The sequence below is a fragment of the Pectobacterium aroidearum genome (genome assembly GCF_041228105.1).
GTDB classification, from domain to species: domain Bacteria; phylum Pseudomonadota; class Gammaproteobacteria; order Enterobacterales; family Enterobacteriaceae; genus Pectobacterium; species Pectobacterium aroidearum.
In genome coordinates this window covers 1,784,449-1,810,573 of sequence record NZ_CP166097.1, presented here as the reverse complement: position 1 = coordinate 1,810,573, position 26,125 = coordinate 1,784,449, and the positions used below count along the sequence as shown (strand labels likewise).

Here is a 26,125-nt window from a genome sequence, read left to right as displayed (position 1 = left end):
TGAGATTTTGAATATGGAAATCAACTCTGTTTATAAAAAGCAAAATAAAAACGATAATATTGAAATGTTAATGGCTGTCAGGAGATTATATTCCAAGGCTAAGTTTATTAACAAAATTAATTTCTTATTCAGTGTGATTGTTCCAGTTGTTATTTCTCTAGTAAAAGTTTTCATCGATAAATATGAGCTATTACAGATTAACAAATTCATACCATATTTAGGTTATTATGGTATTGCAATATTAGCCTTTACAATTATTACAAATGGGATGGTTTCAGATCTAAAAAAGAAAGCGGCTCTAATCCAAGAGATGTTCGACTGCGATGTTTTATCAATCAGATGGAATGATATCAAAGTAGGGAAAAAGCCTAGTTACAGTATAATATATAAATCATCGCTCTATCACAAAAACAAAAATAGACATAGTGAGTTCCAAAATTGGTATTTTGATCAAGAGTATAAATTCAAAACCAGCACTGCTGCTATTTTGTGTCAAAATGAAAATGTAGGTTGGGATCTATCTCAGAGAATTGTTTTAAGCAAAATTCTTATTTCAATATTATGTCTATCTTTCCTTTCGCTACTGGGTGTAGGATTCTATTTCCAAATGAAGGTAGATGAGTTTTTTTTCTACATTGTTTTTTTACTACCTTTACTTAGGCATTTTTATATACAATTTAAAGAAAATAAAGCCACGATAGAAAAATGCACTCGAATTAATGAAGCTATTGAGAAAGTAATCGACACATTGGCATCCCAAAAAGAAATTGAAAATCAAGAGTTAACATTTACCATTAGGACCATTCAAGATGAAATATATTCTCATAGAGCTAGCAATCAACCTGTACCTGATCTAATGCACAAATTATTTCGGAAAAAAAATGAAGAACAATATAAAAGACATTTTAATTATTATCTTGATAAACTAGATTGTTAATTATTAAACATATCTTTATATAGAACAAAGAGATAAAAATAAAATTTCCATAGAAGAAATTGATAAGAATGTTTTTTATAATATATCTTCACCCACTAAGTAATTTTATTATTTTTCTAACCTAGAGTAGAGGATAAAAAATGCCGCGAACAATAGAAGAGGGATTCAGTGATTTCCATGATAAACTTAAAACTACGGCTGCTGAAACCGCAGCAGCAAAGTCACACAGAGCATCAATAGAGTCATGTTTAAAAGATAAGTTTAATTTAACACAATTCTTCAGAATAGGTTCATTTGGTAATGGAACTAATATCTCAGGATATAGTGATGTTGATTATTTAGCCAGCATCCCAACAGAAAATTTAAAAAAAAGATCCTCGGTATCTCTCAGTAATGTTAAAGAGGCATTAGCCACCCGATTTCCTAACACAGGAGTAAGAGTGAGTTGCCCAGCCGTTGTCTGTCCTTTTGGTAAAGACGGTTCAGAGACAACTGAAATTGTTGTTGCTGACTATATTAAAGAAGAAAATAATTTTAGTGTATATGAGATTGCAGATGGCAATGATGAATGGATGAGAATTAGTCCAGAAGCACATAACGATTATGTGAGAAAAATTGATAATAAACACGATGGAAAGGTGAAAAAGTTAATTCGTTTCATCAAAGCATGGAAATACTTCCGGGATGTTCCTATAAAATCATTTTATTTAGAAATGAGGGTTGCAAAATATGCGGAATCTGAGCAATCTATTGTATTTGATATAGATGTTAATTGTATTCTAAATTTACTTTTAAATAGCGAACTTTCTGCAATGCAGGATCCAATGGGAATAGCTGGTTACATATACCCATGCCAGACAGATTCACAAAAGAATGATGTCATATCCAAGTTAAAAACTGCTGTTTCGAGATCAGAAAAAGCAAGGAATTTAACTCGAGAGGATAAAATACAAGAAGCTTTCGAGTGCTGGCGATTGCTTTATAATGATAAGTTCCCAAGTTATTATAGGTAGTCTTAAAATATTTAACGTAAATATATCGTTCGATGATAAAAAGCGACGATTTTAATCGTAATACATTTATAGTTAATAGAAAAACAATGTATGGATAGTTTAATGCATCGAACTATCCATATATGTTAATCCCACATGATGATTATTAACCGCCGGGGTGTGTTTCATCTAATCTATCTTGATAACGCTGCCGTTCCACGATACTCAGATTGGGATCAGACAGAACGCTCCGCCCCTTCACAGCAATATCATAATCGATTTGTGATTGTGTCTCGTACTCTTTGGCCGGTTTAAAATAATCTGATTGCGGTACAGATGACGGCGCAGAATAACCAGAATATGTTTTACTCCCAGTACAACCGAGAGAAGCCAACAGGCAGGCAAACAGAAAGAACAATGTCCACACCGTATTGTATCCATTAACTGTGTAGCCACTGCCGTTCACATCTGAAAACACGCCATGAAATCTGACGGCATAGACAATCAGGAATGATGACAGGATAACAGCCCTGCTTTTACCTACGGTTAAATACTTACGTATAAATTTTATCGTTGGCACCAGCGTGACCGCAAACAGCCCAATAGCAGCAACAACCAGCCATATAGGGAATAGTCCGTATTTTTGCGTGGTGTTCTGCGATACCGTCACAACAGAAAGTACCAAGAAGGCATTCAGCAGAAAAAGTCTCAGGGCCATCGATACCTTCACCTTCTTCGATATCTTATGTAGAAACAGCACCGGAGCCAGTGATGGTATGTTTATCAGCAGACCGATGAAAAACACCCAATAGATAGAGTTCATAGCATTCTTCCTGTAATTACCGAGCGGCCCAGCCGTTATTGGTTTTCACCAGAACAATTTTGGCCTCTTCTGGTTCAGCCATTCCCCTGACGCCAGAAAAGGCTTTCTTATCAACCCAACCCGGAACGCCATCGAGCTTCCACGTATAGGTCACTTGCGTGATTTTAGCACCAGCTCCATCACTCGGTTCAGTCCAGCTTGTGATCTCAGCAACAACACGATGACCAACACAGGCACCTTCCTCACGGTCCCAAAACTCAACTTGTTGGCCTTTATCGGTAACTTCCAGAACATCAACACTGCTAAATCCGTTAGGCTGCTGCGAAACAGTGAGTAGCCCCTGTTCAACAAGCCCGTTCAGGATTTCATCACTGGCATTGTATCCGGCAGAACGGTAGCCATGATTAACTTTTACCGGAAAACCTTTGTTGAACACAATGTCATTATCCTGCAGTGAGTAGCACACCTTTGATTTTGAAATTTTCGCATTTATCACTTTTTCAAAGTCACCTTTCTCACCACATCCCGCCAACAAAAGAGCAGCAGAAGCAACGAGTAAAATCTTCTTCATCTTCCTATCCATCCTGATAATCATAAAAGCTGTTATGTTTTGATGCCTTTCGGGTTGCCTGAAGACGTTACAGCTTGCTCTTACAGGACGACCACAGAAAAGCCACCTGATTAACCAATTGATAGGATTCAATTATTTTTGAGGGTCGTCATATCGTTTGTAACGATCAAAAACAAAATAATAATAGTTAATATCTATCAAATATTATTATTCGATCGATTAAATCAATTAAAATGCCGATCGATAAAGCATTATCAATCGCTATAAACTATTAATATTAATTTATCGATCTGTTATATCGATCATTTTCTTGCTAGAAGAATCGTTACTGGATAAAGTGAGAGGAAGAGCCACAGAGCTGTTTACGAGTGGGTTCAAGGAGATGGAGCTACTGGCCGTAAGACAAACGCCTAAAGCTGTTTTATGGCATTTGCGCCGCTTCTATTAATGCTACATCAGGGAAAACAACCATGAGGGATGCCGTTAGCGGATTAGATAAAAAGACTCACAACATCTGATAAGCGGCTTTCTTCGCCAGCCATTAACACAAATTGTAATAGCCAGATTCGACATACCTCTGGCCCCGGCTTCTTTACGCCTGTTTCTACGTTTACTGTTTATATGGAGTTAACATGAAAAAAATGTTTATCGCAGCACTGGTGATCCTGCCTCTTTCCGCCTGCACGACTTATGGCAATAAATCCCTGAAAGACGAATCCCAACAAACCGTAAAAACCAAAATCGTTAAGGGGAAAACGACACCGCAAGATGTTATTAACGCATTCGGGGAACCACAAACACGAGCTACAAATGATGGTCAGGAAATGTGGTCCTACTCCAGCATGTCAGGCGAGAGTCAGATCTCGAACTACATCCCCGGTCTGGCCCTGCTGAAGAACAGCAATACCGCTCACATGAAATCCTTAGACATTTGGTTCAAAGGGAATGTTGTTGACCGATATAATTTCAGTCAGACTGCGAGTAAGGTTTCGAAAGGATTGTTGGATTAACGAATAACAACAAAATATATTTTGGCTTTTTTATCAGGTTTTATTTATTGGTGCCTTTAAAATGGCACCTATCTATTTCATTACTTTATGGAATAATTTATTACATGCCCAATGACCTCAAGATGTAGGTTTATTTGGTATATACGTATAAAAAAGCCAGAAGATAAACTCTGGCTTTTTAAACATAATTTCTATTATTCTATACTTTAGTAATCGGTATCAAAAGGGAGCAATCTATGCAGATATCCCCTCATCATTTTCAGTATCCTTTTTGATCCTTATTGCCAGTTCGACAATTTCTTTGAGGTATAACTGATGATTCGCGACTTTCTTCAACATTAACGCCCCTAGCGATATTCCTAGCAAAAGTGCCAATCCGAACATGATAAAAACATTAGTAGTATCTGAAGAAAAATAACCACTAGTGAATATTTTACTTAATTTATTAAAGCCAATAGATGATTGTACTGCTGAATAGCAAAGCCCCAATATCGATAATACTGCCGTCTTTTCACCGAAGAAATTACTAACCCTTATAATTATTCTGTTTACCTTCATTTGTAGCCAATGAATTGCGTATAATAATTCTTTTTCTGAGTAAGCTAAGAGAAGCCTCGCATTTTCCTCATCATGAGATATTTCACAAACAAAATCGTTAAATGCTTCTCTTTTCCAATATGCCAAGTATTTTATTGCTACAAAATGAGGTAATATCATAATAATTACTCCTGTTAGCGTCGTAATAAAATACATAAAAAAGATGGCGTATATAATAAAATCTGTTTTAAATAAATTAGTCAATTTATAAAAAATGACTAATAAAACAAGTGCAGACATAAATACAAGCCCAACCATTACTAATCTACCATGTATCTTATCTATCACTTTTTCCGTTTTGCTTTTGTATGTATGAGGGGCATACGGCCTTATATCACTAAGAATTTTTATTATCTGATTAATCCTTAACACTTTATCTCCTAGCTAATAATTTATATGAATATTTCAGATCCCATTTTTACACAATATTAGAATTGATAAAATAAAAAACATCTAACCAGAAAAACACCTTAAATAGCTTCGGTGAGCTAAAAACACGAGCAACCAATGATGGTCAGGAGAGCTGGCCCTATTCCAGTATGTCAGGCAAGGATCAGATTTAGAACTATATTCCCGATCTACCTCTGTTGAAGAACAGCAACACAGCTCACATGAAATCCTTAGACATTTGGTTCAAAGGAAATGTAGTTAACCGATATAATTTAAGCCAAAGGAGAGTAAGGTTTTTCGTAGACTACTGGATTGAATGAATATTGAAAAGCTCATAATTAAGTTGTACTATTGAAACCTGAGAGCGAGAACCAACTCGTATCAATCATCAGACTGCATTTTACTCCGTATTTGGGATAGCTGATTTTAAGTTAGGAATAGTGGATTAACACATGGAGAGAGAATATGGGAAATAAAGAAGAATTAACTACTCAACTTAATGAACAATTAAAAAGCAGCCTTCTTAATAGTTCATTACCTCCTGAAGAAATATTAGCATTGATGATGAGGTTATGCCTTTCTCTGATGCAAGTTACCCAAAGCAATCTTGTTGAAATGAAAACATCAGATGGGCGAAAACTTTCACTCAAGCTTGATACACCATCAATACACTAATAAATTTACTTCTTGAGGTTATTGAAAAATGTCTAGCATTATTTATTTAGAACTTACAGGTGATAAGCAAGGATTAATTTCTTCTGGTTGTTCATCACTGCAATCAATTGGCAACAGAAGTCAACTCGGTCATGAAGACCAAATACAAGTATTGAGTCTCAATCACTCAATGAGTTATGATGATAACCTGTCCTGTCACCCTGTTGAGTTAATTAAATTTATTGATAAATCATCGCCGTTACTTGGTGTTTCAACCTCTTCAAATGAGCGGTTAACAGCTAACTTTTTCTTATACAGAGTGAATGCCGCTGGTCAATTGGAACTTTTTTACGAAATTAAATTAACAGATGCGCGTATTGTTGACATCTCCTGTAATTACCCACACTCAATAAATAACAATGAAATGATGCCATATGAAAAAGTGCATCTAAAATACGGCTCTATATCATGGGAGCATAAGGTAGCAGGAACATCTGGCTATAGTATCTGGAATGAAAGTATTTTGTGATTAAATAAAAACACAGGCACAGATAATCATTTTGTTAGTGTCTGTGCCTTATTTTTCCTACTAAGTGATAATTTATCTAAAGTGATAACATTACCCCCCCAGAAAGACATAAAAAAATCTACATTTTGAACATTATTCATTTATCTTAGTTTATTTATTAATCGATTGCTAAGCCAAAATGAGAATATCATGCCAAATACGGATGATGGAAATAAAAAATCTTCAGGAAAAATCTTCCCACAAATGTAAATTGATAGGATTGAAAAAATTATTGTCAGAAAAATAGCAGCAATGTCTAAAAATACCGATCTTATTGATTTTAACATGACATCACCAGTCGTAGAAAATATCAGCAAGTACATTTATAAGTTCATCAGCGTTAGTATGATCGTTTAATTTTGTCACAACAATCAAAGGATCTATTTTTTTCGCTACGATGAAGTAAAACATTTCAGTATTTTTTGAGTAAAGCATGTTATATATTACTCTATCATCACGTCTTAATTTTCGTGCGGATTGAGCTGCTTTTTCAACGTAACTATATATTTGAAATGCTGTTATGACACCTTTTGACATTTGATCGGCAGTGAGTTTTGTAATTGGTTCATTTGATATTTTTGTTGCAATTAATTTTGACAACCCTTCAATTATTGCTATTTTCGTAGCTTGTTTAATAGCCTGCTCTGCGATTACATTGGATACTTTACTACCCAACTCCCGATATCTCTCCGATAGGTTTCTTTGTGTTTTTTCTGGCATTTTTGAAAATAAATAATCTACAATGGTTTTTACCATATCATAAATTAAATTAGGGTTTGCGATCAGAGATAAAATACAAACCATCATTCTTTTATCTTCCTGAATGACTAAATGTCTAAATTCTGAAATTAATTTTGAATACTTTGGATCTACAGATAACATTGCATTTGGTGATATCCAAACTGACATTCTCACTGCACCCGTGCCAATATCCTCTGCCGTTTCCTGAATGATACCACTTGTTCTTTTTATAAAAGCATCATAATATCTGGCAAGAACTTTATTAGATGATTCGATATATTCCATTTTCATCATTCTCCATGTAAAACGACTTCATCGCTTGTTAGCTTCTTTGTTGTTAAATATCACAGCAATGCTAAACATAACGCATTACCTGTATTTTTAAAAGCATATAAATAATAAAAATGAGGAACAACCAAAGAAAATAATTTGCACGATAATTATTATTTAGCGTATTTTAACGACTCTAATTATTTTCCACTACCAATAGATAAAACATAAGGAGGGAAGGATTTCACTTTAATGACTCATTCATTCTCATACAATGCAACAGCGATCTTAAACCTATCAACAGCCTGAGATAACGCCTCATAGAGATCGCCCTCAAACTCATGCTCGAACTCACCGTTCCTGAACATTACCACATAGCCATTGGTCAGCATATGGGCAAAGCTTATCGGTTCTATAGCTATTCTGATGTCTGTACCTTTGTATTCCGCTACTGGATACCCCCTGTCAATGTGAAGCACGATACCGCCAGAGACTTCCAGTTCAGATAAGAAGTTATCTTCAGCTATCACTTCACGCAGATCCTGTAGGCCAAGCGCATTCATCAATGCGGGTTCATCTGAGGTATTGGCTTTCACCCTGCCACAGTAATAGTAATCATCCAGAACACTAACGGGCGTGTTGGGATGCTGACTGTTATAGGCTTTGGTTTCTGACATCAGAGATCTTATTGTTTCTTCGCTTACTTGGCTGAGTTCAGAAATCAATCTCCCATACACATTTACCATTCGTCCTTTATCGCAATCATTTGCTGATTCAGACAGGAAGAAAGAATCGTAATCTTTAACATAAATGTTATTGTTGTTTTCGAGGGTAAGCTTTATCCCATATTCATTCTCTTCAACATCTTTAACAACACAAGTCATAAATGGTATTTTATCATTAGTATTAAATAGTGTGATGATTTTAATATTAGTCATTATTTATTTTCCTTTTTGTTTTATTTTTAATACCATATTTATTTTAGGGAAATCAAATTTAACCCAGCTCATTTAAATAATATTTCCCTTGAGATTCCACTTGAAATATTTTCATGCATCATATTTACTGAATCACTGAACATCATCTTTGTAAATGAAACATCGCCCTGAATATTATCCCAATCTAACGGCTCTTCTGGTGGTAAAAGAGTTACTTCTTCAGTAGCGGCACATCCATCCATGTTTTTACTCATCATTCTCGCTTGGGATTTCTTAGCCTGTAATCTTGCGATTAACAAATCTATGTCTTCTTGGTTATTCACGTCTTCTATGACTGACTCAATTGACTTGTTTTTTCCTTTAACATTTCTACCACCATTACTGACCATGCTTTCGGGTTGTTCTTCCATTGCTTCTTTCTTTTTTATAATCTCTGAAACAAAGCGAGCACGATCACCATTGAAGACAATAGCAGGGTTTACGAAATACCAGTTTTTCTCATTGGTTTTCGCAATAATACGTTTTTCGATGAGTTCTTTTATCCCTCTGTAAAAGATTGATTCAGACAAGACGAAATGATCTATCTTTTCCGCAAGCGACATCGCTTTTTTACAACTCAGATAAAAGTGATCTTTTCCTATCGCATCCTGATAAATACGTAAAAAGATAAAAAATACTTTATAGGCGGTTTTCGTGAGATCAAAGTACGCTTTTATCTGAGAGGTATAGAGTTTAATAAACTCTTCTTTATCGACCTCTTGTGTATGTACGATATTGGCGAAGTAGCTTTTACTGGTATCTTTTCTTTCAATAAGTTCCGTTCCTCTTGAAACGGTCAGATTTTTCTTTCGTGTTTCAATCTTTAACTCGGTCTCAAAACAAAAAGGATTTAAGCCTAAATCCAAGTCAACGTCTATTTCATTCATCATGTATTTCCTCTTGTTATTTTATTTATAATAAATTAAATACCATGCACAAAATAGATATCAAGTTTTTTGCATATTTTTTTGCGAAAATATTTTAAAAATCGCAACTATTCCAGTGACGATAATTTAAATCACTGTCGTTTTTAAGCTATAAAATGACATAGAAACTGACTGCAAAGTCAGGAAAGCTGACCACGCAGTCAGGAATACTGACTATAGAGTCAGGAGCACTGACTGTACGGTCAGTCGCCTGTTTTCGTTCTAGTCCTTATACTACAAGGGCTACAGGCTGATTTTTCTTAATTTAATTTTGCAAGAAGTAAGAGATAATACTTAATAGGATTAAAAGAAACCGGGCGATTTTTATGATCGCCATGAGGGGTTTCGACATTAAAAATGATTAGTTGTTTATGAATGAAGTTTATATTTTTTATTGTGAAGCTTTCCTTCTTGTTTCATTAAAACCCTTTTTTGAAAATCACTGCCCTCTATGAGCTAACGCTCATGTGCTGTCGAAAACGATGAACCTGTATTCATAAGCACGGCTACGCCCTAACTCTGAAATATGTATTTTTATCTTGATGAAGTACGTTTTTAGTATTGATAGCAAAAAGAGGAAAGATGTTTTTCAGATCGTTTAATCATAAAAAACAAAATTGATCTTATTCTTGAACACAGAATTACCGCGATAACATATAGCATTTGCTCTTAAACGTATAGAAAAACTATATTCAAAGAAGCAGCACTGAGTGATTGTCCAAAAAAATCACATTGCTGAAACAGGGTTCATCCCTGTTAATGATGGATTTATCCATAAATAATTTCGGCGATAGCCGATAAAGAAGAAATAGTATGATTAATCTTACGACTTCATGTACGGTTTAGTTTTTAAGATATTATATATACCAGATTTACCCTATAATTAATTAAAACTTCATATTGAAAAACAAATCCTTTCTTATGAGCTATCGCTCATGGCTTCGCCCTTTGTCATTATATTAACTAGAAATTCATCAAGGCTATAGCATTTGCTCTTAAACACATAGGAAAACTATATTCAGATAAGCAGCACTAAGTGATTGTCCAAAACAATCACATTGCTGGAACAGGGCTTGCCCCTGTTAATGATGGATTTATCCATAGAGAATTGCGGCGATAGCCGCCAATATAATATAAGAAAAACAATTGCAGTATCCCTAAAACACCAGCAGCGCTTCGTGATTGTATGAAACAATCACGAAACTGAAAATAAGTATCAAGAAAACCACATATTCGCACGTAAAACACCCTGCATATAAGAAAAAAGGAAAACTGGACTCTCTTAACTTCTTACTAATTATTTAATTATAAGCACTGTCCCAGCCCAATGAAATCAAGGCTTCACAACTTTTTTTGCTATGTTCGAACATAGCAAACTCCTATGTGCGCACATAGATCCGTCCTATGTTCGAACATAGCAAGATCTATGTTTGAACATAGGTTTTTTAACATATAACAATAGCATAATAATAAAATCCCTATTTTATTTATAGTTTAACTATTGACTTTTATTTTTCTGCATAGTATTTAAAATAACATAATAAAAATTATAAGAGAGAATAATATGAATACTAATGACACTGAACTACTTAGCCTATTTGAAACATTAACCACTGAACAAAAGATTGATATCGCAAGACACTTACTACAAAACAGAGATATAAAATCGACCACTGTTATTGCAACAGAAGAAGATAAAGCAATCTCATTTGCACAGCCTTATGTTTTTGCTTTCACTTCCAACTTTCGTGTTTTTTCTGATTTGGATATATCTAAGAATGAATTCCGTGTCTTGACTTATATCTTAGAATATATGGAGTTTGGAAACCTTATCAATCTGTCGCAATCATCACTCTGTAAAGCATTGAATATCGCATCCGGCAATATGTCCAACATATTCAAAAAGCTTAAACAGAAAGGCATTCTCGTTGAACATCATGGGCATCTGTATATTAATTCGAACATTTTCGCCAAAGGTCTAAGCCATCAACTTGATGAAAAGCGTAAAGAGCATTTAAGCAATGCCAGAAGTCTTCATGCTGAGCTTGAAAAATATCCAGAAAACTATACTGATTACTCAAAACAAGAAAGACGAAACCTAGCTTTAGAAAGAGAAACGAAAGAGATCTACACGGATGCTTTTATTTTTAGTAAGAAGAAAAAGAATAATGCTGTTCCTAATGCTAAAAACAGTATCAAGATCGATAAGCCCCGAAAGGTATACAAACGAACGAAGGAAAATGAAGCGGCAAGAAAAGACTTAGCTGATGCCACAAACCATTTGAAAGCAGTATCATGATAAAAATAACAATAAGGAAAAAAAATGAAAAAACTCCCCGGTTCACTTGAAATCAAACTTCATGAAAAACTATCCAAAAATGACATTCTGAATGTCTTAGCAGAACAGATGACTATGCTTGAGGATACATCACCCTCTGTCAGTATAGTTGACACCCTATCGCAAATGCTAATGACAAGGTGGGGTCAGAGCGTGAAGCGTATTGCACCAGAACGTAAATCAGCCTCACCAGCTAAATTACTACCGCCCTAGAACATGACCATCGCTGCCGTTACACAGAGAGAAGTAGTATCGGAAACGCCTCTTAATCAGGCAAAAGCAGAGGGGAAAAGTGATTCTTTCGGACGGTCGTTCACGCTTCACCAGCACGTTTACCGCAATCATAACGTAGCGAAGAGGTATTTGGGCTGATTAAAAAACATCAACGGATTGGTACACATTACGATATAATTACGAGGAATTATATATCGATGATGAATTTAGACTACATCCAACCCTTTTACAAAAAGATGTACAATTAAGGGACTCAGCCTAGTAGTATAGGTAATTAAAAGATCTTGATTTTATATACCACTTCAAAAAAATGAGGCTTTTGCATGAATAAACTCACTAAGGGCGAAGACATGAAGAATAAATTCAAACCTTTTAGGAATTTCTGGACGAGATTTCCTCCAGAGTTCATTGTTCTCATTCGCCACCTAATGGGCCTAATTAGGGGAGAGAAATCTGAAATTTTAGAAAAAGAACAAGATGTTATGTTAGATTATGAGGCTTGCTTAAGTAACTGGAAGATAGCACAGAAGATAATGTCATTTGAAATTATTTTCCGATTGGATGATATTATAAAACTGGAAGCGAAAAAAAAGGAACATCACCGGAATAGGAATAAAGAAGAGAAAGTAGCATGCATTTATGCAGTTACTTTAAGAAAGAATGAGATATTGGTTTTACGCCGTTGCATTGACTCACTGATATGGAGCATGCTGGACAATGAACCTTCTTCAATACGACGCCTTCCTATCACCCCACATACAGACAATCTTTCACGTATAAACATCATTGACTCTATGATTGCCGCAGACCTGATTAATGAGCATAAACATAAATTGGCTGTCGTCACGGACATGAGCACATTTGTTCATATAGGTGATCTAGCAACATTCTCACTTCAAGAGGGTTTCCAGCTCATTGAAGTCAAAACGGGAAAAAGGAACCATGAACTGTATGAAGCAGCCTTAAAATCTTTCACCTCTGACCACCCCACCCCTGAAGATCACCATATAAATAATATGTCTGAAAAAGATGTAAATCAGTTTAACAGGATAAAAAAACAAATTGTTAGGGGAAATAATGTACTAAAAGCAATTTATACAGGTGAAGGATTTGATAATCTTTCCCAATCACCAATTAAAATTTATGACAGAAACTTCGTCCCTACATTTTATAATAAAAATCTGATTCACCTCTGGGAAACTATTTGCTCAGGTAAAAATTGGGCAATTGATGTTATTGATGATTGTCTTTACCTAGGTGCCTATCGTGATGCTGAAAAAGGCTTTTTGGCTTTTAGTACGTGGATGGATGGCATAGACATAAAAAGCAAGGTAGTTAATATCAACTACAGCTTTTTCGATCCCTTGTCACGGCCATTTATGAGCCTGAATCTTCCAACAGAATTGCTTTTTGATATCATTTCGGGTGAACTGATTATCATTATGTGCTTCGATCATCAGCAATTTTTCAACCGAGCCAATAGTAGGTATCCGGGGTTGTTTTATCTGAGTGATGAGGAAGAATCTACTGAAAATACACTTTTTGTTGGCAATCAAGGCATCGCATCAGATGTTGACGGATGCTGTAGTTTTGTGGGGAACGGTTATAAAATTCGTATTCTATTTGACCTACAACGCCCAGATAACCTGATTGATTGGAGCTATGAATTGAGTGATCTGAAAATAAAAAAACAGTAATATCAAAATAGTTTTTTAATATTCCACTTGCGAAAAGTGTAATTTTTATTCCATACTTATTAAAACAAATAATTAACCTTATTGGTCATAACAGTAAATTTGCATCCATAAATTTAAACATTCAGAGAAACTAAATGTTAAATTAAGCAATCATCAGTATGTTATATTAATTTAGTATTTGAATTTTGAAATTAACTTATTCCAAAAAGAATATTTTTTAGCAGCGGGCGATAGGTTCCCCCATGATGGGTTTATAAGGTCACTTGGTAATAAATATTTATGACCATCGTCATCGGCAACAACTGCCCCTAGCTTGCTAGCGATCTGCAACATCTTGCAATAAAGCGCCTCGTCAGGATGTTTAGTTGAAATCCTTCCATCATCCCAATCAAGCCAAGGTTCATCGTGTTCACTTTGACCACTCCATATAGCAAAAAACTCCCCATTCTTGCGATCTATTGATAGTTCTTTATCATGATCAACAAGCTTGAGCCATTCCTCACTACTGATTGGATTACTTGCGCTATCGAACCAATTTTCTGTTCTTGCGATGTGAAGTTCCCAACCCATAATGACCTCGATTACTTGATGAAGCATACATTATTATGACTGACTATTGTCAGTCAATCAGCGCATCTGGTAAAATCCTGTCACGCGCCATTTGCTCACGTATTTTTTTCATCCTATTTACCCTTAATTTACGCGCCTTCTTCTCACCAATCTCCTGATAGTATTCTTCACGACGCTCTGCTACCACTTTGCGGAACTTCTTTAACAGTTGATTCAATGTTTTGATATCAGTAGTAGCGGCTTCAGCTTGGATTTTTCTATACATATACATTACGTGGAATTCATCAATCATATTATAACCCTTAATCTTATCATTCATGTTATTTCCCTCTTTCGAGGAAATACTCATTACATCTGAATATCAAACAACTGACATTTTTAACTTCCAATAAACAGGGTCTTGATTTTCATCCTGATTTATATTTTTAAACACGAGTTCAATGATATGCTCCAGATGCCAATGTAAAATATCTTCCTTCAAATCATTTTTATTGATACCAGATATATTGTTGTTGATAGAGTATTTTATTATCTCACGAGTTATCACCACATCATAAATAACTTCTGAAAGTTTCCCCCAACTCATAATATAGATTGCTGTTTCAGGATCTTTTTCATAAATGGCATATATCTCATCACAGAACCCTTGTAAGATGTTAGCAATAAGATGGTTTTTTGTTTTATCATGGCTGTTCAATGTAATCTCTTTCATCTTTAATCCTTTTATTATGTTAATAGTTAGTAAAAATAATTAGTTGTTATAAAATATGTTAACAATAACAGAGCCATATTCCAGATCTAACTCATCAACTAAATCGTTATTGATATGTCGATTTAAGGCATCAATCAAACCCTTATTCTCTATCATTTCTTCTACTGAATACCCGCTAAGGGCAACAAACACATCAAAGCTTTCTTGAATAGTATTCATTACTTTAGGAGTTCCTTCACACAGCATACTGACTACTACAGATATTTTATTTGTCATAGAACTTTGTTCGTTGTTGTTTACCATTTATATTTTCATGTATTACTGATGTTAGCCCCTTGCGGGGCAAGATTTTTTATTATTTCCTGAAACTTTCTGAATACCCGACTAACATGGCAGCAACCTGTTCAAAGTTAACTTGATTAATATCACCATTATTTCCTTCTTGGGCAGTGAATCTTTCAAAGTTGTTCTGGATATGATCAATAACATGGATAATAAATGGACTCATAAAATCCGGGTCATCTAAATAATCATTAGCATCCCCATCTCCATTAACTTCCATGAACATATTCCAGCTTGCGGAAAACGATCTACATGCAAGGTCATAGAACAGTTTGGTTGATTTATTAACACCTATCTTCTCTTTAGACATATTTACACCCTCATAGTTAAATGCTTATTTAATTCACTGTGTTTTTTATTAGCCCCTTTCGGGGCCGAATACGCTGTTGTTAACTCATACTAAAAAGTAATGCTTGAGTATGAACATATCTCATTTCACACATGACTTTATCCATATCAACATAGATAAGTCTTTCTCTTTTACCCGCTTCTTCCATATATCCATCAAAACGCTTAGCCAGATGATCTTTAACATGTGAAAGATACGATTCCGTTCTATTATTATCTAACATAATAGATGCGACTAACTCATGATCTCCTTGCTCTTTATATATCAGCATTCCAGCCACATAAAGATACTTTGTCATATCATAAAATGTTTTTGTGGATAACTTCTTGATACTTTCCATTTCTTGATTATTCATGTTATTTCCTCTTGTTGTTATTAATATGTTTTATTCAGATACAGGACGTGAATCAGAAATGATTTCCTCAATCCATGCATCAACTTCACTTTCAATAAAGGCAACTGCTCTTACACCAGTTTTCACCTGTGAAGGAAAACGTCCAGATTTAATAAGCGCATAAATCCACGTCTTCCCAAAACCTGTTCTTCTTTTTACTTCTGGTAAACGAATAAGGCGGTGTTGTTTATTTTCTACGATTTGAACCATATTTATCTCCTGTGCATTTGATGGAAATAATTGTATGGATAACTCATGTGAGAAACTAGGTTGGTTCACCAGCCCTGAACAGGCGGGAAGTTCAGGGCTGGTGAATTTAGGGGATGTTTATGGGAGGTGAATACAGGGGACGTTCAGGCTTAGCGACTTTCCCTTGTTTTCTTCTTGTCTTCAGGTTTGTCATTCATGTTGATGACTTCAATAATATTCGAACTCTTTATGAGCATGTTTTTTATGAAAAAATCATTTAACGACTTGAAATAATTGTCATTATTCAAGAAATCATAGGCCAGAGGGTAATCAGTGTCTTTGATTTGCTCGCTGCCTCTGGCATAACGTATATCGGGGTGCAGGAGGCCAGCCAATACAGGATACGGGATTTTCTGATTGTTGAGCTGTTCCCAACCAATGAGATCCATAAGAGGGATGATTTTGTAATCGAGTATCTTCTGGAAGGTTTTATGACCAAAACGGAAATCTTTTTCCGGTGGCTTAGGCACTTTCAGGTGCTTCTGCCATTGAGTGATAAGCACTTTTAAGTGTTCTGCCAGATCGTCACTGCTGGCTTCATCCAAATCAATTTCGATCAGCATCTTGTTAGCAGGGTTCAAACCGCCCTGCTTCAGATATTCAGAGATATATTCCGAACTCACTGAAACATCATCTTTAGGCGCGTTATTTTCCAGCCGATACATTGCCCGTCCATAGTTGAACAGTGAATTCCTTGTCATTGGCCTGACAGCATAACTGTGTGCCAGCATATGGCTGTCAGAGACCCATTTAGTCTCATGTATGACCTTACCAGAACGGATCAGAGCATCATGGTATATCGCCAGAATTTGGTTCTCTTGACCTGCTGTTTCCCACTGCTGTCTGGTTTTATAGGCAAAGATACGCCTCTCCAGCTCGGCATAGATTTGTTCTAGCGTTAAGTCTTTCAGCACATCGTAACGGCTTACATCAAACCACTCGCTCAGTGCTTCAACTATCTCCGCTTTAGGCATCTTTTTTGTCATTGTTTTCTCTATAAATGTTGTTTTTAATGTGTAATAAAGCTATCTCATTCAACAGCATAGAGAAAGTGAAAAAGATGTCAGTCTCTGCAAGATAGGGGCATTGAAGTCGATAATGCGTTAGAGATATCTGAATCGATTGAGTCTAAGATTGTCAGGGCTGCAACAGCAACCCTGTGCCAGAGGCAGACATCACGAGGATAGGTAGATGTTACTCACGAAGGAGCAGGCCTTGGTGATTCGGGGCCAGTGTAAAATTAGTACTTTAACAAGCTAAAAAAATGTAGAATTGGACTTCCATTCGCTACTAAAAACATATAAGTGTCATATGAATAACCCTTTCACATTAGAAATACTTCAGGCTATCAACGATTGGCAGCGCGGGACCACTACAGCTCGTGGAAAAAAATTAGAAGAGCTATGTGTAAACCTTCCCGATAAATACAGAACGGCTGAGTTTCCTTGTTACAGGAAAATAAATTTGAAGAAGGATGGTGTGTTTAGCATTTTTGCGCACTTTTGTCTTCCGGAACGAATTTCCTCATGGTCTTCTTCCGTTGACATCGTGAAGAGTTTTAAACACGGTGTATCGCTTAAAATCGGCGAACAATCTTTTATCTATCAAACTAATCCAACTAAAAATGAAGTCATTCTTAATCTTATAGCAGTTTACAAATCCTGTGATTTTCATAATGCCCTCAATCGACATAGGGAAAATATCAAGAATGTTAATCTAGGTATCGATCGCTATAATGATAGCCAGTCTGAAGTGGTGTTAAAGAAGGAAGTGGTTACACATAAGGATATTTACATGCTAGGCGGTCGCTCTGCTGCTTTTTGTATATCTCACGCTTATGACATAAAAAGTTTGTCATTAAGCAACTTGGTTTACGATATCACAACAAATACAATTATCGTTTTTAAATGGTTAAGTCCTGAAAAAACAAGTGAAGTCATTGACAGGGTGCTAAGGAAGTCCCCACAACCTTTCAATGTTTATAGTATGAATTACGGATATGTAGCCTCTAAGAAGAAATAGAACGAATGTAGAATATAACTTGCTAGTTTGATGTGGTAATATCATATGCAGCCGCAGCCTTTTTGATTACTCTGTTCGCTTTTACTTTCCTCCAATAATTAATACACCGGAATAGTATTACTGTCATCTTGGACGATGGTCACAATAGCCAGCATCCGCACCTCGCTCGAAGCAGCCTGTCACATAGCATGTAGGTGTTTCGGATTTTGCTGGTGCTAACCAACCGGATGCCGATTTTCACAAATAGTGAATCCAGCTTCAACCTGTATCAAGCGCAATCAGTGGACAATGTTAAAAATGGAGTTTTCATTCCATAATTATCTGTTTCTAAAGCATAAAATCATAAAAACACTGACAATATGATATTGATCATCAAAACTTTCCAAGGCATCAATAGACAACAGATTATGACAACAACCAATTGTTTTTAATTGACATTTTATGGTTGTAGATTAAATAATGACGGTAAAAATGCTGGTAAAAAATCGCAGTATTTGTATTAATCCACTAATAGTAGGAGTTACAGATGAAGTTCGAGTCCAGTCAGAGGAGCCAAATTTAGAAAATCCCGCTTAAGGATACTTAAGCGGGATTTTTGCTTTTACCTTTTTATTCAATATGTTCGCGTAAAAACGCTCCAACACATATTCCCTTTACCCTCAACACTGGAAAAGCAGGTGATCAGATTTGGGGCCAAATTGGTTAGCTATCTGCGTTCCCCCAAAATGCCTCTTGGCGGCGTGAAAATCCGCAGCCTTAAGCTTTCTGACAGCCCCTCCACGCTTCCGATGCATTCAGCCTGGGCTTATTTAAACCACCGTTAAATAGACTTTTAGTTGCTGTTGATGCTTCGATGAATACCTGATATTCATCGAAGCGTGTTGAACAAAAACACATCACCACATACCAGACAAGGTTAACAAGAATGCGACATCACTCGGTGGCCGATCTAATCAGAGTAACCGTCATTACTGCATTGTTTTGTCTTACCTTTTCTTCCATCGCTGCTCTACCGGATGTTTCGCTCAAACACCAGCAATTCGAAGGACTAATCAGAGAACCGCTTTCATTACAGGTCACACTGAATAATGGTGAGCCAGCACTACTCGATGCATTCGTCACCCGGCCAGTCAGCCAAGCGAAACTCCCGGTAGTGGTGATTACTAATGGCACCGTGGGTACTGCTGAGTTTGATCGCTGGGAAATGAACCCAAATCGTGAATCGTCCACAGCGCTTGCCTTTGCGCGCCACGGTTATGCGGCGGTTACCGTTCTGCGGGAGGGATACGGTTATTCAAGCGGCGGAGCTGAATATTCAGGCGGCTCCTGTAAACAGCCTCTGCATAAGCTGGCAGGTGAAAAAGACACAAGAGATATACTGGCCGCGCTTGCCGCAATAAGGCACCAGCCCTGGGCCTCTCCAGATAAAGCAGTTCTGGCAGGCATGTCAGCAGGCGGTTTTGCTGTTCTGGCAACCAGCGCGGTTAACCCGCCCGGTGTTCAGGCTATCATCAATTTTGACGGTGGTAGAGGTTCCATCGACGGCAAATCACTTTGTGATAGATCCGGTCTGATTAACGCATTCACCACGTATGGCCTCACTGCTCGCATCCCTTCACTGTGGCTCTATTCCAGCAACGATCAATCTTTCACGCCAGAAATGGGCAGAGCATTTTCTGAGGCCTATCGTAGCGGTGGAGGTAACGCTGCATTTATTGAAATGCCTGCTTTTGAAAAAAACGGACACGTATTTATGGATACGGCACCGGAGAATTTCTGGTGGAAACGCGTGGCTGACTTCCTTGCACAGCAGCACTTGCCAGTCAATGAAGTCGTCTCCTTACCGACAGTACACCTTACTTCCCCCGCAAACCTTAATAACCTTGCGGGCAAAAAAGCGTTCAGGAAATACGAAGCGGCACGGCTTTATGAGAAGGCATTTGCGACAGGAAAAGACGGGGCATGGGGAACGGCATATTGGGCACGGAACGGCCATGAAGCGGCTGATACCGCCGTCAGAAACTGTGAAAAATTCCAGCCAAAAGGAGCTGCCAACTGTACTGTCTATGCCATCAATGATGTGGTGGTAACACAGTAACGCTGCCGCCAGTCCTTAATAAAGCTTAAGGACTGGCGTTTTTTTCGTGGGTATTTCCCTTTCAATCTATTAACGAGAAAGCCTTCTCCGATCATCCCCCCTCTTTTGGGCTGGGATTTTCTATATAATTTCCCTTGAGCGCGTATTCGCTCTCACGAATGCGCTACAGCAAAACAATACCAGTGCAATCAAACAGGCTGTTGCCTGTATACCACCTAGCGTGGTGACAGGGGGAAACGGCAGCACAGAGCCCAGCCAGGTTGTCATCGCCGCCATTCCCATCGTCAAGAAGCCAAGTAGCGCAGACGCCAGACCCGCTTCTTTCCCGAAGGGCCCCATGGTTATTGCCGTTCCCAGTGGATTGGCTAAGCCCATTCCCCAGAGGAACACGATCATGGAAAAGGTATACCAACTCAGACCTGGAGCCTTCGGCCCAAACAGTAGCAAACTCCCGCCGGCTAACGCGATAGCGAGCCCCACCGACGCTATTCTTCGCGGCCCATAACGGTGGGCCAGTCGCGGCGCGGCCATACCCGCACCAAAGACAACGAACACGGTGGAGGCGAAATAGAGCCCGGCCTGAAATGACGATAGGCCTATCCCACTCATCAGAATCGCGGGTGCAGCACCGAAAGAGGCAAACAATCCACTCATCAACAGACTCATTGACAGTGCCGGAAGGATAAATGCCCCATTCACTACCAGCTTACCGTACGCCAATATCACGTCTGGAACCGAGTGTGGAGCCCGACGTTCAGCAGGATGTGTTTCTCCCAATCCATGAGCATAGAAGACCGCGATGGCAAACGCGGCAAGCCCCACCAGTATAAAGATCGCTCGCCATCCCAGAGTGGTGGTCAGCACGCTTCCCAGCAGCGGTGAGAAGCCTGGTGCCGCTGCCGTGGCGATCATCGTCAGGGAGAGCGCCCGCGCCAACGTTTCACCGTCAAATAAATCACGTGCAATTGCACGGGCTAGCACTGCGGCAGCGCATATCCCCAACGCCTGAATAACTCTTCCAACAATCAGCGTTTCAAGTGAACCAGCAAGGCCGCCGACGACCGTACCAACGATGAAGACGGAAAGTCCTCCCAATACGAGCGTCTTGCGTCCATAGCGATCCGATAACGGGCCAACAACCAATTGAGCCAGCGCGAAAGTAATGAAAAAACTGGAAAGCGTCAGACCAAGTTCACGGGGAGATGCCCCAAGTTGTTCTCCGATATCGGGGAAAGCCGGAAGAATAATGTTTGTAGACAAGATGCTAATGGCCGAAAGCCCCGCCAAGAGCGCAACAATTTTTCCGGTTAATCGTGGGGCTTCAAAGGAATACGTTTTCGCCATAATGACAGTACTCATGGTGGTCTTACGGTAATGACGGCGTGGAAATATGTGCCACGCAGCAGACGGGATAACGCTCGCCACCTTATGTGACGAGCGTTTTTATAGGGATGACGGCTTACACCGATACGGGCTTATCGATGTGCTTCTTATTCTCTGGGTGAATTTTGAACCAGATGGCATACATCGCTGGCAGAAACACCAGTGTGATGATGGTGCCGCCAAACGTTCCACCAATCAGGGTATAAGCCAGCGTTCCCCAAAACACCGAGTGAGTCAGCGGGATAAACGCCAGAATGGCGGCCATTGCCGTCAGCAACACGGGGCGGGCTCGCTGCACCGTCGCCTCCACCACCGCATCGAATGGCGAGAGCCCTTCTTGCTCGTTGTGATGGATCTGCCCGATAAGGATCAAGGTATTGCGCATCAGGATACCGGAGAGCGCAATCAACCCCACAAGCGCATTGATGCCAAACGGCTGATTGAAGAGCAACAGCGTCGGCACCACACCAATCAGCCCCAGTGGTGAAGTGAGAAACACCATCACCATTGCCGACATTGAGCGCACCTGTAGGATGATGATCAGTAGCGTGATGGCAATCATGATCGGAAACAGCGGCGCCATCGCCTGAGTGGCTTTCCCTGACTCTTCAATCGGGCCAGCCTGTTCAATTCGGTATCCGGCGGGAAGCGTATCAATGATGGGCTGTAGCTGTTTCAGGATCGCCATAGAAACATCCGGCGGCTGCAGGTTTTCAGCGATATCGCCGCGCACGGTAATGATCGGTGTACGATCGCGGCGGCGCAGGATCGGGTCTTCCATCTTCACGTCGACCTCCCCTATCTGTGACAGAGGAATGCGCTGACCGGCAGAACCCACGAGCGTGAAGCCTGCTATTTTTGCTGGATCAAGGCGGATATCCCCGGCAGCGCGCCCCATGACCTGCACCGAGCGGATGTCTTCACGTACCGATGTGATCGGAACACCCGAGAGCATGAACTGAAGCTGCTGAGCGACCGCATTCGATGTCAATCCCACCGCCTGTAAGCGATCTTGATCGAGCGTGAAATGCAGCGCTGGCACCTGCGGCCCCCCGTCGGCGTTGACCGTCCTCATCATCGGGTTTGCCAACATCACCGCTTTCACCTTGTCTGCAATCTCACGCAACGTGGTCGGATCCGGCCCTATAACACGGTAGGCCACCGGATAAGGTGAATTGGGGCCAAACACCAGTTGAGTCACCCGGACAAGCGCTTCCGGAGCCAGGCCGTTGGCCGCCGCTTCACGCAATCGAAACTTGAGCGCCTCACGCGCTTCCTGACTGTCCGTCAGCACGACAATTTTTGCAAACGATGGATCGGGCAGTTCTGGCGACATAGCCAGAAAAAAGCGCGGCGAACCCTGACCAATGTAAGACGTAACAATTTTTGCTTCTTCCTGCTCCAGCAGCCAGTTCTCTACCTTCGCCGTGGCCGTGCTGGTCTGCTCAATAGACGTCCCATAGGGCATCTGTACTTCTACCAGCACTTCAGGACGATCGGAGGTCGGGAAGAATTGTTTTTTAACCAGCGCCATACCTAAAATCGCTACGCTAAAGGCAGCCACCACGGTACCTGCTACGATCCATTTCCGCGCGATAACACGCGTCAGTAAACGGCGAAATCGGTTGTAATGGCGGGTGTTGTAGATGGCAGCGTGTCCCCCCTCTACGGTTTTGATTTCCGGCAGCATTTTCACCCCTAGATAGGGAGTGAAGACCACCGCAACAACCCAGGAGGCAATCAGGGCAATGCCGACAATCCAAAACATGTTGCTGGTGTACTCACCTGCAGTAGACTGCGCGAAACCGTTAGGCATGAAACCCACGGCGGTGACCAGCGTACCAGCAAGCATCGGTGCAGCCGTGTGACTCCAAGCATAGGCAGAGGCTTTGACACGGCTATAGCCCTCCTCCATTTTCACCTCCATCATCTCGATGGCGATAATGGCATCATCGACCAGCAAACCCAGCGCCAAAATGAGGGAACCCAACGTAATACGGTCAAAGTTTTTGCCGGAGGCCTCCATCACCACAAAGACTATAGCCAGCGTCAACGGCACCGCGGCAGCAACGACAACGCCCACGCGCCAGCCCATGCTGATGAAGCAAACGACCAGCACGACAAGCAACGCGACGAAGAATTTGATCATGAATTCGTCGACAGACGAACTGATATTCACAGACTGATCGGTGACTTTCGTCAACGTCATGCCGAGCGGCATACCCTCATTGATTTTGGCTGTCTCGGCATCCAGTGCTTTCCCTAAATCCAGACCATTCCATCCTTCACGCATCACAATGCCCAGCAACAGCGCCGGTTCACCCTGATTGCGGACCAGAAAGGTCGCAGGATCTTCATAGCCACGTTCAACGGTTGCCACGTCCGAGAGCTTTAGCGTCCTGCCCTGTACGACAATCGGCGTTTCACGGATCTTTTCCAGCGTGTCGAAAGCGCCATCCAGACGAATAAAGACCTGCGGCCCGCTCGTATTAATCGAGCCGGCCGGCGTCAGCACGTTCTGGCTGTTCAGCGCGGAGAAAATATCCTGAGGAGCAATACCCAGCGTCGCCAGCCGGTCATGCGAGAACGAGACAAAGATGCGTTCCGCCTGCTCCCCGATAATATTGACCTTCTTCACGCCCGGCACATGCAACAGACGTTGACGCAGCGATTCGGCATCACGCACCAGCAACCGCTGCGGTTCGCCCTTTGCCTTCAGCGCAAAGAGCGCAAAAGTCACGTCCGAGAATTCGTCGTTCACCATCGGCCCAATCACGCCTGCCGGCAGGTTTTTAGCCTCATCGCCGAGCTTTTTACGCGCCTGATAGAATTCCTCCTGTACTTGTGAAGGCGGCGTACTATCGAGCAGTGACAGCATGGTAAAAGCCAGTCCAGGACGCGTGTAAGTCTCACTACGGTCATACCACTTGAGCTCCTGCATGCGCTTTTCCAGCGGTTCGGCCACCTGATCCTGCATTTCCTGAGCGGTCGCTCCCGGCCATGCAGTGATAATTGTCATCTGTTTAACCGTGAACGGTGGATCTTCGGCCCGTCCCAACTCAAAGAACGAGAGAATGCCAGCGACGGTAATCAGGATAATAAGAAACAGCGTGATGGAACGCTCGCGGACAGCAAGCGCCGAAAGATTGAATCTTCCTTCGCTCATGGTTGACTCCCAGCAACGCTGGCGCCACGTGGTTCAATCACTCGAACCGCTTCGCCGTCATGCAGCAGGTGCGCGCCCAAAGCGACGACCTGTTCCCCCGGCTTAAGGTTTCCGGCCACCCTTGCCCTATCGTCGCTAAGGCCAGACACCTGAACGGGTTGCCATGATACTTTGGCTGGGTCACCGGAAATACGCCAGACACCCGGCCCTTTCCCCGAATCATAGATTGCCGCCAGCGGCACCTGCAGCATCTGGCGGGATGCATCCTCTTTCTCAATATGGAGCGTAACGGTCGATCCGAGCGGGGCACTCGCCAGCGCGCCGTCAAGCACATACCTCGCTTCAAAGGTACGCGTCAACGGATCGGCCGCATCGGAGAGCACCCGCAGTTTCGCGGAAACACGCTGTTGTTCGGTGCCATAACGGGTTGCCTGCGCTTCGCTCCCAACCGCTGGGCGTAGCGTTTCAGGCAGTTGCACGATGGCCTCGCGTTGCCCTGCCCGAGCCAATCTGACGACAGGTTGTCCTGCACTCACCACTTGGCCGGGTTCTGCCAGCGTATCCATAACCACACCGTCAGCATCGGCCAGCAGCACGGCATAGCCTGTCGCGTTTTTCGCTACATCTGCCTGAGCCTGCGCGGCACTCAGTTCCGCTTTCGCCGTCTCGGCAGCGGACTTGATCTGATCGTAGGCTGAAGCGGATACCGCACCTGCAGCAACCAGACCACGATAGCGAGCTTCATCATCGGTCGCCTGTCTGGCGCGGGCGCGAGCCGCGGTAACAGCCTGCTGCTGGGCTTGTGCCTGCAGGCTGAGATCGATAGGGTCTAAGCGCATCAAAGGCTGACCGCGTTTCACGGTCTGCCCGGTGTCCACCAGACGTTCAAGGATTTTGCCTTGTACCCGAAAACCCAGATCGCTTTGGATTCGTGCGACAACCACACCAGTAAATGCGCGCGAGGCATCAGCGGCGCTCGCCACGGTAGCCGCTCTCACCAGCGGGGGCTGATTGCGAGGATCGTCGACGTCAGAAGCATCACCGCACGCCACCAGGGCGAGAGGCAACAGGCAAACAGCAATAGTGGCAGAGTTGAGCCGAAGCATGGGTTCCCT

The 26,125-nt window shown here is 40.8% G+C and carries 27 protein-coding genes and 1 pseudogene; 11 read left to right on the top strand and 17 right to left on the bottom strand.

The genetic code is table 11. The features are described from left to right. Positions 1-13: 13 nt before the first annotated feature. Complete coding sequence (locus AB8809_RS08230; protein WP_349856228.1) at positions 14-937, top strand: S-4TM family putative pore-forming effector; 924 nt, start codon at positions 14-16, stop codon at positions 935-937. A gap of 140 nt (positions 938-1,077) precedes the next feature. Then, positions 1,078-1,950: a hypothetical protein gene (locus AB8809_RS08225; RefSeq protein WP_349856229.1), complete on the top strand. Its 873-nt coding sequence runs from the start codon at positions 1,078-1,080 to the stop codon at positions 1,948-1,950. 145 nt (positions 1,951-2,095) lie between these two features. Here AB8809_RS08225 and AB8809_RS08220 read toward each other — a convergent pair whose 3' ends face one another. Next, on the bottom strand, positions 2,096-2,752 hold the full coding sequence (locus AB8809_RS08220) for a hypothetical protein (protein ID WP_349856230.1): 657 nt from the start codon (positions 2,750-2,752) through the stop codon (positions 2,096-2,098). 16 nt (positions 2,753-2,768) lie between these two features. After that, entirely contained in the window at positions 2,769-3,323 is a 555-nt protein-coding gene (locus AB8809_RS08215) for a lipoprotein (RefSeq protein WP_349856231.1), read from the bottom strand. A gap of 632 nt (positions 3,324-3,955) precedes the next feature. On the opposite strand from AB8809_RS08215, the gene AB8809_RS08210 reads away from it, so the two are divergent. Continuing rightward, a complete protein-coding gene (locus tag AB8809_RS08210; RefSeq protein WP_349856232.1) occupies positions 3,956-4,333 on the top strand; it encodes a hypothetical protein in 378 nt (125 codons plus the stop codon). Positions 4,334-4,567: 234 nt separating this feature from the next. Here AB8809_RS08210 and AB8809_RS08205 read toward each other — a convergent pair whose 3' ends face one another. After that, complete coding sequence (locus AB8809_RS08205; RefSeq protein ID WP_349856233.1) at positions 4,568-5,302, bottom strand: hypothetical protein; 735 nt, start codon at positions 5,300-5,302, stop codon at positions 4,568-4,570. Between the two features lie 98 nt (positions 5,303-5,400). Between AB8809_RS08205 and AB8809_RS08200 the strand changes: the two are divergent. From AB8809_RS08200 to AB8809_RS08190, 3 genes and pseudogenes are all read left to right on the top strand, one after another. Then, positions 5,401-5,636, top strand: a pseudogene (locus AB8809_RS08200) (hypothetical protein); the annotation flags it as partial. A 149-nt stretch (positions 5,637-5,785) separates the two neighbouring features. Then, on the top strand, positions 5,786-5,995 hold the full coding sequence (locus tag AB8809_RS08195; RefSeq protein WP_127158138.1) for a hypothetical protein: 210 nt from the start codon (positions 5,786-5,788) through the stop codon (positions 5,993-5,995). Positions 5,996-6,023: 28 nt separating this feature from the next. Continuing rightward, positions 6,024-6,503, top strand: a complete 480-nt coding sequence (locus tag AB8809_RS08190) for an Hcp family type VI secretion system effector (RefSeq protein WP_127158139.1) — start codon at positions 6,024-6,026, stop codon at positions 6,501-6,503. Positions 6,504-6,833: 330 nt separating this feature from the next. On the opposite strand, the gene AB8809_RS08185 is transcribed toward AB8809_RS08190, so the two are convergent. The 3 genes from AB8809_RS08185 to AB8809_RS08175 all read right to left on the bottom strand — a co-directional run bounded on the left by AB8809_RS08185 (position 6,834) and on the right by AB8809_RS08175 (position 9,417). Then, entirely contained in the window at positions 6,834-7,568 is a 735-nt protein-coding gene (locus tag AB8809_RS08185) for a hypothetical protein (protein WP_349856234.1), read from the bottom strand. A 242-nt stretch (positions 7,569-7,810) separates the two neighbouring features. Next, entirely contained in the window at positions 7,811-8,491 is a 681-nt protein-coding gene (locus AB8809_RS08180; RefSeq protein ID WP_349856235.1) for a hypothetical protein, read from the bottom strand. Between the two features lie 68 nt (positions 8,492-8,559). Further along, entirely contained in the window at positions 8,560-9,417 is an 858-nt protein-coding gene (locus AB8809_RS08175; protein ID WP_349856274.1) for a hypothetical protein, read from the bottom strand. Between the two features lie 1,603 nt (positions 9,418-11,020). On the opposite strand from AB8809_RS08175, the gene AB8809_RS08170 reads away from it, so the two are divergent. From AB8809_RS08170 to AB8809_RS08160, 3 genes are all read left to right on the top strand, one after another. Next, positions 11,021-11,755, top strand: a complete 735-nt coding sequence (locus AB8809_RS08170; protein ID WP_349856236.1) for a DNA-binding protein — start codon at positions 11,021-11,023, stop codon at positions 11,753-11,755. A 24-nt stretch (positions 11,756-11,779) separates the two neighbouring features. Continuing rightward, entirely contained in the window at positions 11,780-12,007 is a 228-nt protein-coding gene (locus AB8809_RS08165) for a hypothetical protein (protein ID WP_349856280.1), read from the top strand. A 344-nt stretch (positions 12,008-12,351) separates the two neighbouring features. Beyond that, positions 12,352-13,725: a hypothetical protein gene (locus AB8809_RS08160; RefSeq protein ID WP_349856237.1), complete on the top strand. Its 1,374-nt coding sequence runs from the start codon at positions 12,352-12,354 to the stop codon at positions 13,723-13,725. A 171-nt stretch (positions 13,726-13,896) separates the two neighbouring features. On the opposite strand, the gene AB8809_RS08155 is transcribed toward AB8809_RS08160, so the two are convergent. The 8 genes from AB8809_RS08155 to AB8809_RS08120 all read right to left on the bottom strand — a co-directional run bounded on the left by AB8809_RS08155 (position 13,897) and on the right by AB8809_RS08120 (position 17,327). Beyond that, positions 13,897-14,295 carry a hypothetical protein gene (locus AB8809_RS08155; protein ID WP_349856238.1) on the bottom strand — a complete coding sequence of 133 codons (399 nt, stop codon included), beginning with the start codon at positions 14,293-14,295 and terminating at the stop codon, positions 13,897-13,899. 49 nt (positions 14,296-14,344) lie between these two features. After that, the gene (locus tag AB8809_RS08150) at positions 14,345-14,587 is read right to left on the bottom strand and encodes a DNA-binding protein (protein ID WP_349856275.1); all 243 of its coding nucleotides are present in this window, start codon (positions 14,585-14,587) and stop codon (positions 14,345-14,347) included. Between the two features lie 69 nt (positions 14,588-14,656). After that, the gene (locus AB8809_RS08145) at positions 14,657-15,007 is read right to left on the bottom strand and encodes a hypothetical protein (RefSeq protein ID WP_349856239.1); all 351 of its coding nucleotides are present in this window, start codon (positions 15,005-15,007) and stop codon (positions 14,657-14,659) included. 39 nt (positions 15,008-15,046) lie between these two features. Next, the gene (locus AB8809_RS08140) at positions 15,047-15,283 is read right to left on the bottom strand and encodes a hypothetical protein (protein WP_349856276.1); all 237 of its coding nucleotides are present in this window, start codon (positions 15,281-15,283) and stop codon (positions 15,047-15,049) included. A 79-nt stretch (positions 15,284-15,362) separates the two neighbouring features. After that, positions 15,363-15,659: a hypothetical protein gene (locus AB8809_RS08135; protein WP_349856240.1), complete on the bottom strand. Its 297-nt coding sequence runs from the start codon at positions 15,657-15,659 to the stop codon at positions 15,363-15,365. Positions 15,660-15,738: 79 nt separating this feature from the next. Further along, positions 15,739-16,053 (bottom strand): hypothetical protein, encoded by a 315-nt coding sequence (locus AB8809_RS08130; RefSeq protein ID WP_349856241.1) that lies wholly within the window; start codon positions 16,051-16,053, stop codon positions 15,739-15,741. Between the two features lie 30 nt (positions 16,054-16,083). Continuing rightward, positions 16,084-16,302, bottom strand: a complete 219-nt coding sequence (locus AB8809_RS08125; protein WP_349856242.1) for an AlpA family transcriptional regulator — start codon at positions 16,300-16,302, stop codon at positions 16,084-16,086. Positions 16,303-16,451: 149 nt separating this feature from the next. Then, on the bottom strand, positions 16,452-17,327 hold the full coding sequence (locus AB8809_RS08120; RefSeq protein WP_349856243.1) for a DUF6387 family protein: 876 nt from the start codon (positions 17,325-17,327) through the stop codon (positions 16,452-16,454). Positions 17,328-17,652: 325 nt separating this feature from the next. On the opposite strand from AB8809_RS08120, the gene AB8809_RS08115 reads away from it, so the two are divergent. Beyond that, on the top strand, positions 17,653-18,363 hold the full coding sequence (locus AB8809_RS08115) for a hypothetical protein (protein ID WP_349856244.1): 711 nt from the start codon (positions 17,653-17,655) through the stop codon (positions 18,361-18,363). 925 nt (positions 18,364-19,288) lie between these two features. Continuing rightward, entirely contained in the window at positions 19,289-20,461 is a 1,173-nt protein-coding gene (locus tag AB8809_RS08110) for a CocE/NonD family hydrolase (protein WP_349856245.1), read from the top strand. A 120-nt stretch (positions 20,462-20,581) separates the two neighbouring features. Here AB8809_RS08110 and AB8809_RS08105 read toward each other — a convergent pair whose 3' ends face one another. From AB8809_RS08105 to AB8809_RS08095, 3 genes are all read right to left on the bottom strand, one after another. Continuing rightward, positions 20,582-21,805 carry a multidrug effflux MFS transporter gene (locus tag AB8809_RS08105; RefSeq protein ID WP_349856277.1) on the bottom strand — a complete coding sequence of 408 codons (1,224 nt, stop codon included), beginning with the start codon at positions 21,803-21,805 and terminating at the stop codon, positions 20,582-20,584. 115 nt (positions 21,806-21,920) lie between these two features. Next, on the bottom strand, positions 21,921-25,010 hold the full coding sequence (locus AB8809_RS08100; protein WP_349856246.1) for an efflux RND transporter permease subunit: 3,090 nt from the start codon (positions 25,008-25,010) through the stop codon (positions 21,921-21,923). Continuing rightward, entirely contained in the window at positions 25,007-26,116 is a 1,110-nt protein-coding gene (locus tag AB8809_RS08095; RefSeq protein ID WP_225182316.1) for an efflux RND transporter periplasmic adaptor subunit, read from the bottom strand. The genes AB8809_RS08100 and AB8809_RS08095 overlap by 4 nt, the downstream gene beginning before the upstream one ends. Positions 26,117-26,125: the final 9 nt, after the last annotated feature.

Bases quoted from the DNA above. Each gene is read 5' to 3' on its own strand.
- AB8809_RS08130 (WP_349856241.1), bottom strand. From the start codon at position 16,053: ATGAATAATCAAGAAATGGAAAGTATCAAGAAGTTATCCACAAAAACA.
- AB8809_RS08120 (WP_349856243.1), bottom strand. From the start codon at position 17,327: ATGACAAAAAAGATGCCTAAAGCGGAGATAGTTGAAGCACTGAGCGAG.
- AB8809_RS08175 (WP_349856274.1), bottom strand. From the start codon at position 9,417: ATGAATGAAATAGACGTTGACTTGGATTTAGGCTTAAATCCTTTTTGT.
- AB8809_RS08210 (WP_349856232.1), top strand. From the start codon at position 3,956: ATGAAAAAAATGTTTATCGCAGCACTGGTGATCCTGCCTCTTTCCGCC.
- AB8809_RS08105 (WP_349856277.1), bottom strand. From the start codon at position 21,805: ATGGCGAAAACGTATTCCTTTGAAGCCCCACGATTAACCGGAAAAATT.
- AB8809_RS08170 (WP_349856236.1), top strand. From the start codon at position 11,021: ATGAATACTAATGACACTGAACTACTTAGCCTATTTGAAACATTAACC.
- AB8809_RS08160 (WP_349856237.1), top strand. From the start codon at position 12,352: ATGAATAAACTCACTAAGGGCGAAGACATGAAGAATAAATTCAAACCT.
- AB8809_RS08195 (WP_127158138.1), top strand. From the start codon at position 5,786: ATGGGAAATAAAGAAGAATTAACTACTCAACTTAATGAACAATTAAAA.
- AB8809_RS08185 (WP_349856234.1), bottom strand. From the start codon at position 7,568: ATGGAATATATCGAATCATCTAATAAAGTTCTTGCCAGATATTATGAT.
- AB8809_RS08230 (WP_349856228.1), top strand. From the start codon at position 14: ATGGAAATCAACTCTGTTTATAAAAAGCAAAATAAAAACGATAATATT.
- AB8809_RS08140 (WP_349856276.1), bottom strand. From the start codon at position 15,283: ATGACAAATAAAATATCTGTAGTAGTCAGTATGCTGTGTGAAGGAACT.
- AB8809_RS08100 (WP_349856246.1), bottom strand. From the start codon at position 25,010: ATGAGCGAAGGAAGATTCAATCTTTCGGCGCTTGCTGTCCGCGAGCGT.
- AB8809_RS08220 (WP_349856230.1), bottom strand. From the start codon at position 2,752: ATGAACTCTATCTATTGGGTGTTTTTCATCGGTCTGCTGATAAACATA.
- AB8809_RS08135 (WP_349856240.1), bottom strand. From the start codon at position 15,659: ATGTCTAAAGAGAAGATAGGTGTTAATAAATCAACCAAACTGTTCTAT.
- AB8809_RS08180 (WP_349856235.1), bottom strand. From the start codon at position 8,491: ATGACTAATATTAAAATCATCACACTATTTAATACTAATGATAAAATA.
- AB8809_RS08190 (WP_127158139.1), top strand. From the start codon at position 6,024: ATGTCTAGCATTATTTATTTAGAACTTACAGGTGATAAGCAAGGATTA.
- AB8809_RS08150 (WP_349856275.1), bottom strand. From the start codon at position 14,587: ATGATTGATGAATTCCACGTAATGTATATGTATAGAAAAATCCAAGCT.
- AB8809_RS08095 (WP_225182316.1), bottom strand. From the start codon at position 26,116: ATGCTTCGGCTCAACTCTGCCACTATTGCTGTTTGCCTGTTGCCTCTC.
- AB8809_RS08125 (WP_349856242.1), bottom strand. From the start codon at position 16,302: ATGGTTCAAATCGTAGAAAATAAACAACACCGCCTTATTCGTTTACCA.
- AB8809_RS08155 (WP_349856238.1), bottom strand. From the start codon at position 14,295: ATGGGTTGGGAACTTCACATCGCAAGAACAGAAAATTGGTTCGATAGC.
- AB8809_RS08145 (WP_349856239.1), bottom strand. From the start codon at position 15,007: ATGAAAGAGATTACATTGAACAGCCATGATAAAACAAAAAACCATCTT.
- AB8809_RS08110 (WP_349856245.1), top strand. From the start codon at position 19,289: ATGCGACATCACTCGGTGGCCGATCTAATCAGAGTAACCGTCATTACT.
- AB8809_RS08225 (WP_349856229.1), top strand. From the start codon at position 1,078: ATGCCGCGAACAATAGAAGAGGGATTCAGTGATTTCCATGATAAACTT.
- AB8809_RS08215 (WP_349856231.1), bottom strand. From the start codon at position 3,323: ATGAAGAAGATTTTACTCGTTGCTTCTGCTGCTCTTTTGTTGGCGGGA.
- AB8809_RS08115 (WP_349856244.1), top strand. From the start codon at position 17,653: ATGAATAACCCTTTCACATTAGAAATACTTCAGGCTATCAACGATTGG.
- AB8809_RS08165 (WP_349856280.1), top strand. From the start codon at position 11,780: ATGAAAAAACTCCCCGGTTCACTTGAAATCAAACTTCATGAAAAACTA.